Origin of the sequence: Lysinibacillus sp. NPDC093688 (assembly GCF_050280145.1) — a bacterium.
GTDB classification, from domain to species: domain Bacteria; phylum Bacillota; class Bacilli; order Bacillales_A; family Planococcaceae; genus Lysinibacillus; species Lysinibacillus xylanilyticus_B.
In genome coordinates, this window is record NZ_JBNNUX010000008.1 from 101,245 (window position 1) to 117,346 (window position 16,102).

At 36.9% G+C, this 16,102-nt stretch carries 10 protein-coding genes and 1 other annotated feature (1 of these 11 cut by a window edge); of the genes, 1 reads left to right on the top strand and 9 read right to left on the bottom strand.

Annotation, left to right across the window (positions count from 1 at the left end; genetic code table 11):
* Window positions 1-265 precede the first annotated feature (265 nt).
* The 4 genes from ACQKN2_RS09135 to asnB form a co-directional block, all read right to left on the bottom strand.
* A complete protein-coding gene (locus ACQKN2_RS09135) occupies window positions 266-1,777 on the bottom strand; it encodes a GGDEF domain-containing protein (protein WP_427414693.1) in 1,512 nt (503 codons plus the stop codon).
* Window positions 1,778-1,949: 172 nt separating this feature from the next.
* Window positions 1,950-2,663, bottom strand: coding sequence for a pseudouridine synthase (locus ACQKN2_RS09140; RefSeq protein WP_427414694.1), 714 nt, complete (start codon window positions 2,661-2,663; stop codon window positions 1,950-1,952).
* Between the two features lie 9 nt (window positions 2,664-2,672).
* Complete coding sequence (locus tag ACQKN2_RS09145) at window positions 2,673-4,286, bottom strand: putative polysaccharide biosynthesis protein (RefSeq protein WP_427414695.1); 1,614 nt, start codon at window positions 4,284-4,286, stop codon at window positions 2,673-2,675.
* A 417-nt stretch (window positions 4,287-4,703) separates the two neighbouring features.
* Entirely contained in the window at window positions 4,704-6,551 is a 1,848-nt protein-coding gene (asnB, locus tag ACQKN2_RS09150) for an asparagine synthase (glutamine-hydrolyzing) (RefSeq protein WP_323651343.1), read from the bottom strand.
* A gap of 581 nt (window positions 6,552-7,132) precedes the next feature.
* On the opposite strand from asnB, the gene ACQKN2_RS09155 reads away from it, so the two are divergent.
* On the top strand, window positions 7,133-8,383 hold the full coding sequence (locus ACQKN2_RS09155) for an NAD(P)/FAD-dependent oxidoreductase (protein ID WP_427414696.1): 1,251 nt from the start codon (window positions 7,133-7,135) through the stop codon (window positions 8,381-8,383).
* A 156-nt stretch (window positions 8,384-8,539) separates the two neighbouring features.
* On the opposite strand, the gene ACQKN2_RS09160 is transcribed toward ACQKN2_RS09155, so the two are convergent.
* From ACQKN2_RS09160 to leuS, 5 genes are all read right to left on the bottom strand, one after another.
* Window positions 8,540-9,232 (bottom strand): AIM24 family protein, encoded by a 693-nt coding sequence (locus tag ACQKN2_RS09160; protein ID WP_323651341.1) that lies wholly within the window; start codon window positions 9,230-9,232, stop codon window positions 8,540-8,542.
* A 448-nt stretch (window positions 9,233-9,680) separates the two neighbouring features.
* Window positions 9,681-10,952 (bottom strand): L-lactate MFS transporter, encoded by a 1,272-nt coding sequence (locus ACQKN2_RS09165; RefSeq protein WP_323651340.1) that lies wholly within the window; start codon window positions 10,950-10,952, stop codon window positions 9,681-9,683.
* A gap of 952 nt (window positions 10,953-11,904) precedes the next feature.
* Window positions 11,905-12,840, bottom strand: coding sequence for a DUF4181 domain-containing protein (locus tag ACQKN2_RS09170; RefSeq protein ID WP_427414697.1), 936 nt, complete (start codon window positions 12,838-12,840; stop codon window positions 11,905-11,907).
* Complete coding sequence (locus ACQKN2_RS09175) at window positions 12,827-13,348, bottom strand: sigma-70 family RNA polymerase sigma factor (protein WP_427414698.1); 522 nt, start codon at window positions 13,346-13,348, stop codon at window positions 12,827-12,829. The genes ACQKN2_RS09170 and ACQKN2_RS09175 overlap by 14 nt, the downstream gene beginning before the upstream one ends.
* 97 nt (window positions 13,349-13,445) lie before the next feature.
* Window positions 13,446-15,860: a leucine--tRNA ligase gene (leuS, locus tag ACQKN2_RS09180; RefSeq protein ID WP_427414699.1), complete on the bottom strand. Its 2,415-nt coding sequence runs from the start codon at window positions 15,858-15,860 to the stop codon at window positions 13,446-13,448.
* A 90-nt stretch (window positions 15,861-15,950) separates the two neighbouring features.
* Window positions 15,951-16,102: a binding site (T-box leader), on the bottom strand; it runs 60 nt beyond the window's last position.

Here is a 16,102-nt window from a genome sequence, read left to right on the forward strand (position 1 = left end):
CCTCCTACCTAATTTCTTTGCTCTCATTACGTTTTGAAGTGGGAGTACTTGACGCTTCGCTTCAGTAAGACAACTTACTGCCCGTTAATACGGGACAAAGTGAAACTTTAATCAGTGGGTTTTAGGGAAATTCCCTTCAGTCAAAAAAACGCTCCATGTCTATCAGCGAATCTCAAGCAGTTGAAATACTTACTTGGACTCACTAATAAGACTGGAGCGAGCTAATGATTTATTTTACAATTATATTCAAAATTTCAAAGTGACTTTAGCGTTCTTCCTCAACAGTAACTTCTTCATAAATGCTGTATTGGTCTTTACCAGCATTTTTCGATTGATATAATGCCTTATCTGCACGCTCAAATAAGCTTCTTTCTGACTCATTTGGATGACTGCAAATGGCACCGCCCATACTGACTGAAAGTACAGACCATGTATCATCAGAAATTGTATCCGCATACTTCAAGTGATGAATTTTCTCCAAAATAGAATGCGCTAATCTTTCCATATATTCATCTTTCGTATCATACAAAACAATTGCGAATTCATCTCCACCAAATCTAACAACAAAGCCATTTTTCCCTACTTCTTGTTTTAAAATTCTGGCTGTTTCAATCAGGATCTTGTCACCTTCAACATGTCCAAATCGATCATTTACTTGTTTGAAATTATCTAAATCTAACAGCAATAAACCAGGTTGATTCGTCTTCCTTTTTCTTAATAAATTGCCCATTTTTCTAATATAGGTAGCACGATTGTAAACATTTGTTAATGGATCGTATGTTGCGAGATGAATCGTTTTGGAAAGGAGTTTGTTGATGACTAATAGCATGATGAAAGAAGTTACTAAGGCAATACCCAGTAACAGTCTAAACTGCTTTGTATTTTTAGTTAGCGCTCTAATTTCAGTGAAATTACCGTATTTTACATATACAACTCTTTTAGAGGATGCTCCCCGAACCGTTTCTGCTTTATATGGTAAAAAACGGTACCTTTCAATATAGCCGTTTTTAAACTTCTTTTCATATTCCGTTGGCTTCATCGTTTCTTTTGCTAGCTCAAAATGCTCTTGAAATATTTCCGATTGATCTTTTACAGTTTTACGAGATTTAGAATCATCAAAGAAAATCCCTCCCGCACTTATCGTTTGTACTTCTAACAAATCAGCATATTTATCAATTAGATAGTCAGCAGTCTTTCCGAAGTTAAAAGTTTGGAATACAGGATCTTCAAGTAAGTCTATACCTACCTCGAACAAATATTTTTTGTCAGGTGTTGCTAAATAACCAAATTTTCGATATCCCCCAGTAGTTGTTGAAATATCTATACCATCAGCATAGTATTCCCCGCTTACTCGACGCTTGTCTAGTAAAGTAGAAAAACGTGTGCAGCATTGAGAAAAATTTAAACCTTTATCTTTTTCAAAAGTTGTATAAATGACGGTATTTGATTGATCGAGTATGTACACATCCATTCCATGCTCGTTTTTTATTTTCTGCAAATCCCACTTTGCTATATGTGGGTTTGCCTCATAATTTGTAATTAGTTTTCGTAGTACTGCTTCCATTTTCTCAGAGAGATTTTTATCAAAATAATAATGTGCATTATCTACTGTTTGCATATCTGTCAGAATGTGATTTTCAATTAATGTTCTATTCATGACTTCTTGTTTTTCGATATCTGCCGTAAGTATTTGCCTATTGAAATAAAAAATTACAGTAACAAGTATTAATGCAAAGGCAATTAAAGATATTAATAATTTAATTCTTAGGTTTTTCATTAACGTGACCTCTACTTATTTTCACCATCATTTTTTCGAAACATTTAGTGATTTTTAGTCCCATAGACTAAATAGCCTTTCACCAAAGTTTACATCAATTATACAGTTACTGGTATAAGTATGTATATAAAAAATACCTCGATACTAATCATCGTTAGCATCGAGGTATTCTTTAATCCCTATTTTGTAAGCAGGCTAGCTCTTCAGCCGTTAATTCTCGATATTCACCTAAATCTAGACTGTCATCTAACTTTAGATTGCCCATTGATAGACGTTTTAAATAGGTTACACGTTTTCCAACAGCCTCAAACATACGCTTCACCTGATGAAACTTGCCTTCTTGGATCGTTAACTCAATTTCTGATTGTTGAGCAGATTTTAATATGATGAGCTCTCCTGGTTTGGTTACATAACCATCATCTAGCTCAACACCTTGAGCAAATTTCTCACAATCTTCCTCAGTCACAATTCCTTCTATTTGTGCATAATAAACCTTCGGCACATGTTTTTTAGGAGACAATAAATTATGTGCTAACGTACCATCATTTGTTATTAGCAATAATCCCTCTGTATCTTTATCTAGGCGACCAACAGGGAAAGGCTGGAAATGCTGATGTAAAGGGTCTAACAAATCAATGACGGTTTCATCTCGTAAATCCTCCGTTGCAGAAATAACACCAGGAGGCTTATTCATCATAAAGTATACAAATTCTGTATAGTTCACACGTTCACCAAATACAGAAACCTCCTGCTTTTCAGGATCAACATGTAATGCTGCATCCTTCGCATATGCACCATCTACTGTCACTGCTTTTTGCTTTAGAAGCTGCTTAACTTCCTTGCGTGACCCGTAACCCATATTCGACAGTAATTTATCTAATCGCATTAGTACCTCCTATTTAAAACCCAGTTTGTTCGTTATTCTTGTCAATCGTTCACCGAGAAGCTTTTGTGCTAAGCCTAGGCGTAAAGACAAAAAGCCATATACTGCTACACCTACTCCAGCACAAATAACAGAATAAACTAATGCTGAGAATTTACCACTTACTGGTCCCATTAATAACTCTAAAAGTGTATGAACGATGAATACACTTGCCGCCATTGCAGCTGTCAAAAGAGAAATGAGCATGACACGACGAATAACCATTTCTGATCTGTAATTCAGTGTTTGTCGTAGCACAAGTATATTAATGATAATTGAAACACTATAGCCAATAGCTGTGGCAAGAAGTGCACCATCTGCCTCCATTAAACGAATTAAAGGAATGTTAATCGCTAGCTTGACTAAAATCCCAGATAATAAGCTGAGGACAATCCACTTTTGGAAATCAATGCCCTGTAAAAGAGCTGCTGTCACTTGGAATAATGCAAACAAAATAGCAATAGGAGCATAATGAGCTAAAATCATAGCCCCCATCTCACTTTCAGAATAGAGCATAAAATATATTTCATTCGATAACAATGATATCCCAACTACCGCTGGCAATGTAATAAAAATCAATATCTGATATGTCTTATCCATTGCATGTCGTAGCGATAAATACTCACCTTGCGTAAAATATTTTGTAATCGTCGGTACTAGCGCCATTGAAAAACCTGTAGCTAGCATTACTGGAATAATAACAACTTTATGTGTTGTAAAGTTTATCATTGATAAATACTTATCCGTCACTTCCGCTAAGCCTATAGATGCCATAGCTCCATTAAACGTGAGCATATCCACTAATTGGAACAACGGATTAGCAACACCTACAAACACCATCGGAATCGAATACGTAATGACTTCTTTATATATGTTAGACATTGGTAACTGTGTAGTTGTAACACTTTGACTGCGCAATAAATCAAATTCAGGTTGATATTTTTTCCAATAATAATAGAGTACTAGCAACCCGCCAATTGCTCCAATAAAGGCAGCAAACACCGCAAAGGAAACTGCTGTTTCTGGTTTCCCATTAAAAACTACCACAACTAAGAATGAACCACCCAATAACACAACAATTCGAACAATTTGCTCTACTAACTGAGAAACTGCTGTAGGTTCCATTTTGTCATAGCCTTGGAAAAATCCACGCCAAAGACTCATAAATGGCACAACAATTAACGCAAAGCTAACCCAGCGAATAACTGAGGCAATTTGCTCTACCGAAAATGCCTGTTCATCACTTTTAATAACAAGACCGGCTATTGGTGTAGCTAATATAAAGAGAACAATAAACGCCGCTAACCCAGTACACATCATAATAAGTATGCCTGATTTCATAAGCTTGCGGCCTGATTGATAATCACCTATTGCATTGTATTTAGATACAAATTTGGATACCGCAATTGGCGCACCCGAGATGGCTATTGCTAGCATAATCGAGTAGGGAATATATGCATATTGATAAAGGGCTACATTCTCCTCACCCACAATCGCATAAAAAGGAAAAATATAAATTAATCCGAGTATCTTCGATAAAAACATTCCCATCGTTAATATCGCAGTACCTTTCATTAAATTGGACATTGTACCCATCCATTCATCGTAAAATCAATATTTTCAATATCGTAACACTTAGAAAAAACTATAAAATATTTGCCGATCAATTATACCTCGGCATAATTGCTTCCGGAATCGGCTATGAGATGTTTCACAACAACTTGCAAACGCTACCAGATAAAAAAGCTTACTTTCACTGTTAAAACTACAGGACTACATTAACAAAATTCAGAAAACAACAAGAAAACATTTCCTGGAAAAATATAATATAAATAAACCAACTGTAATCTTAACATATTTACTAGGTAAAGAGACGCATAAATACATTAAAAAGTTCTAGCACTCCATAAAAAATAGCAGTTATGTCCTCCCCAAGGAAAGTAGAAGGTTCAAAATAATCGGTGGAGATTACGAAAACCCCCACCGATTAAAGCTACTTCTCTATTACATATCTACGAAAAATTGTTTATACCATACTAAGAACACATAGACTGTCCAAATATAACGCCCACGATTTGCTTTCCCTTCATAGTGCTCATCTAGATAGCCTACTAATTGTTTTGTATCAAAGAATTCATTGGCAAAGTCAGTTGTAAACATTTCTTTTACCAATTTATAATACTTTTCTTCACGTAGCCAGTGACGAATTGGCACCGGGAAGCCAAGCTTCGGACGTTTTGCCCATTCTTCAGGTAATTCCTGATGCGCCGCTTGACGAAGAACATATTTCGTATCAATGTCATTTACGCGATATTTTGATGGAATGTTTTTCGCTAATTCCATTACTTCTTTATCTAAAAATGGTACACGTAATTCAATTGAATGAGCCATACTCATTTTATCTGCTTTTAATAAAATATCGCCTGGCATCCAAAGATTTAAATCAAGATACTGCATTTTAGTAACATCATCATCGCCTGGAACTTCATCGTAAATACGTTTTGTAATCGATTTTACAGATGGACCATTTTTATAGTCTGGTTTCAAGACATTTAATGCATCTTCTTCATCCCACACGACCGCTTCCCCAATGAAACGCTCTTCTACTGTTTGACCACCTTTAACAAGGAAGTGCGTATATTGATTTTTAGGTAACGCCTCTGCCATACCACGTAACGCTTTACGAATACCAAATGGAACTTTCTCATATTTTTGCATTTTGCCAGAGTTTTGGTACCATGAGTAGCCACCGAAAATTTCATCCGCACCTTCACCTGAAAGTACTACTGTTACATCCTTCGATGCTAACTCTGAAAGGAAGTATAGCGGTACAGAAGATGGGTTTGATTGCGGCTCGTCCATATGCCACTGAATTTTTGGTAATGCTTCAAAGCACTCATCTGCCGAAATATATTTACGCTCATTTTGAATATCTAATGTATCCGATAAATCTTTTGCTAAATTTGTTTCATTAAACATATCCTCATAATCGGAGAAACCAACAGAGAAGGATTTATCAGGGCGTAATAATGAAGTAATATAACTTGAATCAATACCACCTGATAAGAAAGAACCAACCTTTACATCACTTATTTGATGCGCATCTACTGATTCTTTTACTGTCGTACGAATGTCTTCTACATATTTTTCAATTGGAGCTTCTTTTGCATGGAATTTTTTATCCCAATACTGCACAATTTTCTTTTGTCCATTTTCAATAAGCATATAGTGTGCCGGTTGTAATTTGTACACACCTTTAAAGAACGTTTCGTCCATTGAAGAATATTGGAACGTCAAATAAGGACGTAGCGCATTTTTATTTAACTCTTTAATAAATGATGGATGTGGTAAAAATGATTTAATTTCTGAACCGAAAATAAACGTACCATCTGTTGTGTTTTCTGTATAATACAGTGGCTTAATACCAAAGCCATCACGAGCGATGAATTGTAAATCATTCTTTTTATCCCAAATACAGAATGCGAACATTCCGCGTAACTTTTTGACAAAGTCTACACCATATTCCACATAACCATAAATAATAACTTCACTATCAGAGTGTGTTTTAAAGTTGTGACCTTTTTCAATCAAATCAGCTCGTAGCTCTTGGAAGTTAAAGATCTCTCCATTAAATACGAGAACGATATTACCATCCGCACTGTACAACGGCTGATTTGCCACGTCTGATAAGTCGATAATACTTAATCGACGGAATCCTAACGTTACTTTATCGTCACTGTGAATCCCACCGCTGTCTGGTCCACGGTGAATAATTGTATTCATCATATTTTCGATCGTTTGATGATGATCGATCACATTTGTTCCATTAATATAGCCTATAAATCCGCACATTCTATTTTTCACCTCATAATTTAGTGCATAACCTTTACCATAATAGCATGAAAAGACATTCATTTCATACAGACAATACTGATAAAGTAAAACTTTCATCAGGGAGATTATTCTACACCGAGTATTCGTTCAATCGACGAGTACTTTATCTCACTAAAAACACTTCAATTTTTACATCTTCTGCCCTTCACTGAAAGCTTTGGATGACATTATATTAAAACTTATGTCATGTGTATAAGTTGATTGTAGTGGAGACTGGGCGACTCCTTGGGGATTAGCGTCACAGATGAGACCCTGGAGCGAGCACATAGGGGAACAAAGGCTAAGAGCATCACATCCTGTGATAACGCCTTCGTGACCAACATCGTGTTGGCCCAAGCGGCTCATCGGACGCCCCCAGGAAAGCGCCCGGTCGGAACGGAAATCAACCACACGTTATGGCGAAGAGCCACGTGAAGTAGAAGATAAGAAATTATAAAATACTTTTGTCGTATTTTCAATGTGAAAGAAGCCCCTCTATATAGACTTCATGTATAATAGGAAAGATTCCTAATTTGAAAAGAAAGTGAGTTTTTAAATATATGTACGATGTTATCGTTATCGGTGGTGGCCCATCCGGTTTAATGGCTGCTATCGCTGCTGGAGAACGTAAAAAGAAAGTATTATTACTAGAAAAAGGAACAAAGCTCGGCAAAAAATTGGCCATTTCAGGCGGTGGTCGCTGTAATGTCACAAATCGTTTGTCTGTTGAAGAAATCGTCAAGCACATACCTGGAAATGGTCGTTTTCTTTACAGCCCATTCACGGTTTATAATAACGAAGATATAATTGCATTTTTCGAAGGACTTGGTGTGGCATTAAAAGAGGAGGATCATGGACGTATGTTTCCTGTATCTAACCGCGCGCAAGATGTTGTAGATGCACTTATTCGTCAGCTTCAGAGACTACACGTGGAAGTACGCTTAAACACACCCGTTAATAAGATGCTAATGGATGAGGAAAAAATTCTTGGGGTACGTCTTACAGATGGCACAGAAATTCGTAGTGAGGCCGTAATCGTTGCCGTTGGTGGGAAAGCTGTTCCACAAACAGGCTCAACAGGAGATGGTTATCCATGGGCAGAGCGTGCCGGCCATACCATTACAACGCTTTTCCCTACTGAGGTTCCTGTTCTATCAAAAGAGGATTTTATTCAAGCTCGTGAGCTACAAGGACTTGCGTTACGTGATGTCGCTGTCTCGGTTTTAAACAAAAAGGGCAAGGCGCTCGTAACACATCAAATGGACATGCTCTTTACTCATTTCGGGATAAGCGGTCCTGCCGTTTTACGCTGTAGTCAATTTATCGTGAAAGAATTAATGAAAACAGGTTACGAGCCTGTGACAATGCGTATCCAAACACTTGTTGATTATAATCAGGAAACGTGCCTGCAATATTTAAACAGACTCATTAAAGAAGATCCAAAAAAAGCGGTGAAAAATGTTTGGAAAGGTATTGCGCCCGAACGCTGGCTACTATTTTTATGTGAGCGTGCAGATATCGATGTACAACTGACAGGTACTGAATTATCACAGGAAAAAATCCGCAACTTAGCTAGATTACTCGTCAATTTCACAATGACAGTTAGTGGTACACAATCCCTTGAAAAAGCATTTGTCACTGGTGGTGGCGTCTCTGTTAAAGAGATTGAACCAAAGACAATGGCTTCAAAGAAAAAAGATGGTTTATTTTTCTGTGGAGAAATCCTTGATATTCATGGCTACACAGGTGGCTATAATATTACGTCTGCACTTGTTACAGGACGTATTGCAGGGATGAACGCAGGAATGTAGTTTACTCTGTATCTCGGACTTTTAGCGATTTTTATCACATGAAAAAAAAGATAAAGTATGACTCTTCAGCAAAGCGAGGGGTTGATTTCCGTTCCGACTGAGCGCTTTGTTTTTCCACATTAAAAAAGCGTGTCCTGAAAACGCGGACACGCTTTTTTAGCCTTCTTTTGACATATATACTTCCTCATATGGTTGAATGATGACAAACCCTTCACCAGAAAACGCCATTTGAATGGATTCACCACTACCTCGACCGATAAATGTTCGGAAGCTAATATCTGTTTTAAACTCGGGAGACAAATTACCTGACCATGCTACTGTGGCATGTGGATCAGTATAGACCGTTTCACCAGGCTTCACTAACAAGGTTAACGGTTCGAAATGAGTTGTAATAGCTACCTTCCCTCTTCCTTGTAAGGTTACATTAAACAACCCACCTGACATGACTCCTGCCATTTTACGCATCAAATGAATATCCCAATCAATACTAGGCTCAAATGCGAGTAAATCATTACCGTTTACACAAATACCTTCATCCTTTAGATCGAAGACCGTTATTTTTTTTCCTTGATCGGCTAAATAAAGTCGCCCCTTACCTTTCGCTTTCATAAGTTGTGTACCTTCACCAGTTAATGCCTTTTTAAACATTTTACCTAAGCCATGCTCCAACACACGCTCACGCTCAAACTTAATATCTCCTACGTAAGAAATCATCGCGCCCATCTTCGACCAAACCTCGCCATTTAGGTTGACCTCTAATACACGCTCAGTTTCTAACTCGAAATATTCATTTTCGTTGTCGTCCTGCTGTGTTTTATTAATAAACTCGTTTAAAGAAAATTTCCCCATATCACAATGCCTCCTTATTTATTTTATATACGTTCTAAGTTTTGAAAAGATTCAATCAAATTGATGAAGGGATAAAAATGAACGATTGAATGATCTGTTGAATCTTTTATTCATGTAACCGCAAAAAAATGAAATGGTAACCTATTTATACTTTTATTCTTTATCGTTTCGTTCAAGACGAAAATGCTTCAAAACATTAGTTTGTGGCCACCAACTTGCTAATTAGTTTATAAACCTCGCATTTGCTTTTCGTTACAAAATTTCTCTTTTAGTAGCGAAATCACTTCATTTCCCGTAATGATATTGACAGCAGACACCAACTGTTATACATTAAACAGAGATTAATCAAGTGTTATATAACAACAGCTACAAAAAAAGACCATACAAGCGTCATGTGCGAAATGACACTCATATGGCCATTACCTTCAAGTGCGAATTGAAAGTAAAATTATCGTGTAGCGGAGACGTCTCCAACCTTTTGAGAAGCTTCTTTTAATGCTGTTTGTTTACGTACATCTGCACGTAAAGTTAATGAAATAATTAATGAAGCTGCAATCAACCCTGTAAACACATAGAATACAGGAATATAGCTACCGTAAGAATTTTTAATAGTGCTCACTAAAAGTGGACCAAAAATACCACCTAAAGACCAAGTCGTTAATAAATAACCATGAATAACTCCAAGTTGTTTCGTACCGAATAAATCACTTGCAAATGCAGGTAGATTCGAGAAACCTCCTCCATAGCAACTAACTACTAAGAAAATAAGCGCTTGGAAAATAATAACGTTTGTAGTATGTGGTAAGACGATAAATGTAACTAGCTGTGCGATAAAGAAAATTACAAAGACGTTCGAACGACCAATATAGTCGGACACAGCAGCCCATATTAAACGACCACCACCATTAAATAATCCCATTATTCCTACCATTGCTGCGGCTCCCGCAACTGATAACCCTACAATTTCTTGAGCCATTGGAGATGCAACAGAAATCATCATAATACCTGCTGTTACGTTTACTAAATGCATCGACCAAAGCATCCAGAAATGCTTAGTTTTTACAGCTTCACGTGCTGACATGACAGCTAAATCTTTCTTCACTACTTCTTTACCATTATCTGCAGCAGCCTTCATATTCGCTGGCATATAACCAGGTTTAGGCGGTGCTATATATGAAGCCCCTAAAATCATTAACGTGAAATAACTTGCCCCTAAAATAAAGTACGTTGTAGAAATACCCACAGCCTCCATTAAGTTAGCTGCGACTGGCGCTGTAATAAGTGCTCCTGAACCAAATCCAAGTACAGCCATACCTGTTGCTAATCCGCGGCGATCCGGGAACCATTTTACTAATGTCGATACAGGCGCAATATAACCAATACCCATACCCAATCCACTTAGTAAACCATATGTTAACCAGTACAATGTTACGGAATCCATTGAAATCGCTACACCTGCACCAGCTTGTCCTGCCCCAAATAGAACAGCTGCTATCATAGCAGATTTACGAGGCCCCATTTTTTCTACTAAGTTACCAAATAATGCTGCTGAAAAACCAGCAAGCCCCATCATTATTGTGAAGGCAACTGTTACGTTTGTTTCACTCCATCCCATTTCTGTGACAATCGGTATCTTGTATACACTGTATGCATATGCTCCACCGATTGAAAGGTGAATAGCGATTGCGGATAATGCAATTAACCATCTATTTTTATTCATAATTTCTCTTTTCTCCCCTCTTTTGCTACCTGTGAAAGTTTTATGAACGTCTCTGTAAAACAATTTACCACTTAGAATTATTCAAATGCAAGATGTTTTTTAAAAAATATTATTTCTGCAAAAAGTATTTTATTTTTTACCCCTATAATTTTATAACGAAAACCCTACAGTCTCTAAGCAAATAGATGTTTATTAAACAAAAACCACAACATTTTTTAGCTATTATTATTTTTCTACTCTATTATCCAACTCCACATTAATTATATTAGTATAATTAATTTTGTGCATATCTTCACATGCAATCTATGTATATTCCACTTTTTCTAACGCTTATTATTTCTTCTTGTTTCTTTAATGGGTCATGAACAAATATCCGTTAAGTAGAAATATTAGGGATTAAAGAGAATTACATAACCAAAATAAACAAATATCTTTCACGCAAAAGAAAATTCAAAAATCATGTTAAATGATTCGATTAACTTTTAATGGATATTCAATTAAATAAATACAATACACATTGCGCATACTTCAAAACGAATAATCATTACCTATTCATTTTTATTATTCAAATATATATTTTTTCTTTTAAAAAGAATCCTACACATTCTTTTTAGCTATAGCTAGTTATGCTTTTTAAACTTAAAAGCAACTAAACCAATCAGTTATAACAAAAATATTTGCTATAGTGCACAAGTAAAAATAGCGCTTTTCAACCAAATATTGTTAATGTATGGAAACCCCAATTATGGATTGTTTTTATAAATACCAGCACACTCTTTATTTGATTTGATACCTCAATTATCACCTTGGTTCTCTTTACGGAGATATGCATTCGATTAAAGACAGTCATTTTTAGGCAATGTCATTACATATTCCGATATGAAGTTCTCCATTAATCTAGTCATGTATCAAAAAGAGATGCTCTGGAATAAACCGAGCATCTCTTTCCTTTTTATATAAAATAAATGATAAATACAATTATTAGTGGCACTAATACAATAAATGAACCTATCGTTACATAATGTCTTTTTTCTTTACGCCCATAATAATAGTCAATCACAATAGCACTCATCATGAAGACTACTAAAAATGCACAAATTGCGGCTGTATATAAAAACCAACCATAAATATTATATAAAATTAAAGTCGCCCCTTGTATAAACTTAGCAATATACGTTGTACGTTGATGACCTGTATTGATATATTTTGGCTCCTTTGGAATGCTAAACTTTTTTCGAATAGCTTTTTCGATAAGCCACACTAACAAGAAAGCAATTATAAAAAAAGCAAACATCTCGCCGAAACCAATATCTTTTTTATCTTTTACCATAAAGGCAATAAATGCTGACGCAATGTCGTCATCTTCCACCTTGTAAAAGATATTTGTATGACTATCACTAAAAGCTAACTGCTCATCGTTTCGGAATATTTTTAGCTGCACAACCTGCCCATTGTCAAACTCCACCCATATATCTCGAAATGCATAATAATCATTATCCTTCTTCGAAACAACTGCCTTTTGAAGCGTATTAGCAATCAGCTTTGTTTCCGAATCTTTTTTATAAACCTGTTGTCCTAAGATCCAGCCAGCTCTTCCAGCCTTAAAGGTATCTTCTTCCCAATTATAAGTACTCGTAAACTGTTTAACCTCATGTTGGGCTAGCTCAACAAACGTAGCATGCTTAGATGTATCTACTTGCTTCCACGGACCAATTACAATCAAAAAGAATAACGTCACGACTGTCCCAATGATAATCGCTGGATATTGCCATCTACGAGGTTGTTTATCTTGCTGAACTACATTGTGCAAAATACGCTCCTGCAATTGTTGTGAGAAACGTGGTGCCTCTCCAAGCTCTTTATCCAGTTTATCCTTAAAAGATGTCATCTTCTAGCACCTCCCAATGGCTTTTGTCCAGTTTTTCCTGCAACATTTGTCTAGCTCTACGTAGTCTTGTTTTCACTGTATTTTCTGTACATGCAAGAACCTCTGCTATCTCTCGAACCTTTAATTCTTGATAATAATAAAGAATGATAACTTCTCGATAGATAATTGGAAGCTCCAACAATGCTGCTGTTAAAATTCTCCGCTCATCCTTTTCGAGCAAATTTGTTTCAGGCGATCGTTTACTGACTCCAATGTGCAGTTTTTCAAATAAAATATGACGCTTATTTTTCCAGCTTCGTAAATAGTCATGACTTTTATGTACTGTTATTTTTACTAAATATGTTTTTAGTGAGGATCGTTGTTCAAAGCGCTCCTGCTGCTGATAATAGGCAAAAAATACATCCTGAACGATTTCTTCTGCAATAGCCCAGTCTTTAACATATAGATAAGCTACTCGAAGACAATATTCACCATGCTCATCCATAACCCTTGCTAAATGCTCACTCAAACAAACACCTCCTATTCACACTATAGTCGTATCGAAATCTCAGTTGGTTTCAGTATAAAAGAAAAAAGTGCCCAAATATTGGACACTTTTAACATTATTATTTAACGACGATATTTACAAGCTTGCCTGGGATGACAATTATTTTTACTAAGTTTTTGCCTGCCATATACTCTTGTACTTTGTCATCTGCAAGTGCTACTTTTTCGATTTCTTCTTTCGAAGCATCTTTTGCTACGATGATTTTTGCACGTACTTTACCGGCCACTTGTACTGCGACTTCCACTTCATCATCAACAAGTTTAGACTCATCATATGTTGGCCATTCCTTATATGAAAGTGTTTCATTATGGCCTAATATCTGCCATAACTCTTCAGCAACGTGTGGAACCATTGGAGCTAGCATTTTCACAAAGCCTTCAGCGTATGCTGTTGGAATTACTTCTGCTTTGTAGCAATCATTGATGAACACCATCATTTGCGAAATAGCTGTATTGAAGCGAATACCTTCGTAATCCTCAGTCACTTTTTTCACAGTTTGATGATATGATTTTTCAAGTGTTTTGTCATCGGAAGCTTGAACTTTCGCAGCGATTGTTCCATCTTCATTGACAAATAGACGCCAAATACGATCTAAGAAGCGACGTGCCCCGTCCAAGCCATTTGTTGACCATGCAACAGATGCTTCAAGTGGACCCATGAACATTTCATATAGACGTAAAGTGTCCGCACCATGCGAAGAAATGATTTCATCCGGGTTAACGACATTGCCTTTTGATTTAGACATTTTTTCATTACCTTCACCAAGAATCATTCCTTGGTTAAATAATTTGTGGAATGGCTCTTTCGTGTGTACAACACCTAAATCGTATAATACTTTGTGCCAGAAGCGAGCGTATAGTAAGTGTAATACTGCGTGCTCTGCCCCACCGATATAAATATCAACTGGTAACCAGCGTTTCAGTAATTCAGGGTCCGCAATGGCTTCTTTATTAGTTGGGTCAATATAACGAATGAAGTACCAGCTAGAACCTGCCCACTGTGGCATCGTATTCGTTTCGCGACGGCCTTTTTTGCCAGTCTCAGGATCAACAACATTTACCCATTCAGAAATGTTTGCTAATGGCGATTCACCTGTACCTGAAGGACGAATATTATCTGTTTTTGGTAGCACTAATGGTAATTCTGATTCCGGTACTGGCGTCGTTGTACCATCTTCCCAATGAATCATAGGGATTGGCTCACCCCAGTAACGTTGACGAGAGAATAACCAATCGCGCAGACGGTAAGAGATTTTCTTCTCCCCTACGCCTTTTTCTTCAAGCCATTGAATTGCCTTAGCAATACCATCCTCTTTGTTTAAACCATCAAGGAAGTCAGAGTTAATATGCTTACCATCCCCTGTGAATGCTTCTTTGCTAATGTCTCCACCTTCAAGAACAGGAATAATTTCTAAACCAAATTCTGTTGCGAATTCATAGTCACGTTCATCATGTGCTGGAACCGCCATAATAGCACCTGTACCATATGATACTAGTACATAGTCCGCAACCCAAATCGGCATTTTTTTACCGTTAATCGGATTAATTGCATAGGCACCGGTAAATACACCTGTTTTTTCTTTCGCTAAATCTGTGCGTTCTAAATCAGATTTCAATTTTACTTTATCTAAATAAGTTTCAACAGCTTGTCGTTGTTCAGCAGTTGTAATTTGCTCTACTAATTTATGCTCAGGTGCAATAACACAGTATGTAGCACCAAATAACGTATCAGGACGAGTTGTAAACACTGTGAAGTTTTCATCTGTTCCATCTATACTAAATGTTACTTCTGCACCTTCCGAACGACCAATCCAGTTACGTTGCATATCCTTAATAGACTCTGGCCAATCAACTTCCTCTAAGTCATCGATTAAACGATCAGCATAGGCAGTAATTTTAAGCATCCATTGCTTCATCGGACGACGTTCTACAGGGTGACCACCACGCTCTGACTTTCCATCAATAACTTCTTCATTTGCAAGTACTGTTCCAAGTGCTGGACACCAGTTTACAGCTACTTCATCTACATAAGCTAAACCTTTTTTATAAAGTTGGATAAAGATCCATTGTGTCCATTTATAGTATTCTGGATCCGTTGTGTTAATTTCACGATCCCAGTCATAGCTAAAACCTAACTCATGGATTTGACGCTTAAATGTTGCAATATTTTTCGCTGTAAATTCTGCCGGGTCATTTCCTGTATCAAGTGCATATTGCTCTGCAGGTAAACCGAATGCATCCCAGCCCATAGGATGTAGGACATTATAGCCTTGCATACGCTTGAAGCGTGAAAGGATATCTGTCGCTGTGTAGCCCTCTGGATGTCCTACATGAAGACCAGCACCAGATGGGTATGGGAACATGTCTAACGCATAAAATTTTGGTTTTTCTGTTTCATTTTCAGTTTTAAACGTTTTATGATCAGCCCAATATTGCTGCCACTTTTTTTCGATTTGTTGATGATTAAAACTCATTATTTTTCCTCCTATGAATGTGTCATGCTCTTCAACTTAAGAATTGACAAAATATTTAAAAAATAAAAAAACTCGTCCCTTTCTTTATTAGAAAGGGACGAGAGAATTCGTATCTCCCGCGGTACCACCCACATTAGTGATCACACTCAGCTTTAGCTTCCTTAACGCGGAAGGAACGGCACGAGCTATTTCACTCGGGCAGACTCAGAAGGCGAGTTCAATTTGCTTTCCTACTAGCTCCC

Excerpts from the sequence above, each read along its gene's own strand:
- ACQKN2_RS09155 (WP_427414696.1), top strand. The coding sequence starts at position 7,133 with ATGTACGATGTTATCGTTATCGGTGGTGGCCCATCCGGTTTAATGGCT.
- ACQKN2_RS09140 (WP_427414694.1), bottom strand. The coding sequence starts at position 2,663 with ATGCGATTAGATAAATTACTGTCGAATATGGGTTACGGGTCACGCAAG.
- ACQKN2_RS09145 (WP_427414695.1), bottom strand. The coding sequence starts at position 4,286 with ATGTCCAATTTAATGAAAGGTACTGCGATATTAACGATGGGAATGTTT.
- leuS (WP_427414699.1), bottom strand. The coding sequence starts at position 15,860 with ATGAGTTTTAATCATCAACAAATCGAAAAAAAGTGGCAGCAATATTGG.
- ACQKN2_RS09170 (WP_427414697.1), bottom strand. The coding sequence starts at position 12,840 with ATGACATCTTTTAAGGATAAACTGGATAAAGAGCTTGGAGAGGCACCA.
- ACQKN2_RS09165 (WP_323651340.1), bottom strand. The coding sequence starts at position 10,952 with ATGAATAAAAATAGATGGTTAATTGCATTATCCGCAATCGCTATTCAC.
- ACQKN2_RS09160 (WP_323651341.1), bottom strand. The coding sequence starts at position 9,232 with ATGGGGAAATTTTCTTTAAACGAGTTTATTAATAAAACACAGCAGGAC.
- asnB (WP_323651343.1), bottom strand. The coding sequence starts at position 6,551 with ATGTGCGGATTTATAGGCTATATTAATGGAACAAATGTGATCGATCAT.
- ACQKN2_RS09135 (WP_427414693.1), bottom strand. The coding sequence starts at position 1,777 with ATGAAAAACCTAAGAATTAAATTATTAATATCTTTAATTGCCTTTGCA.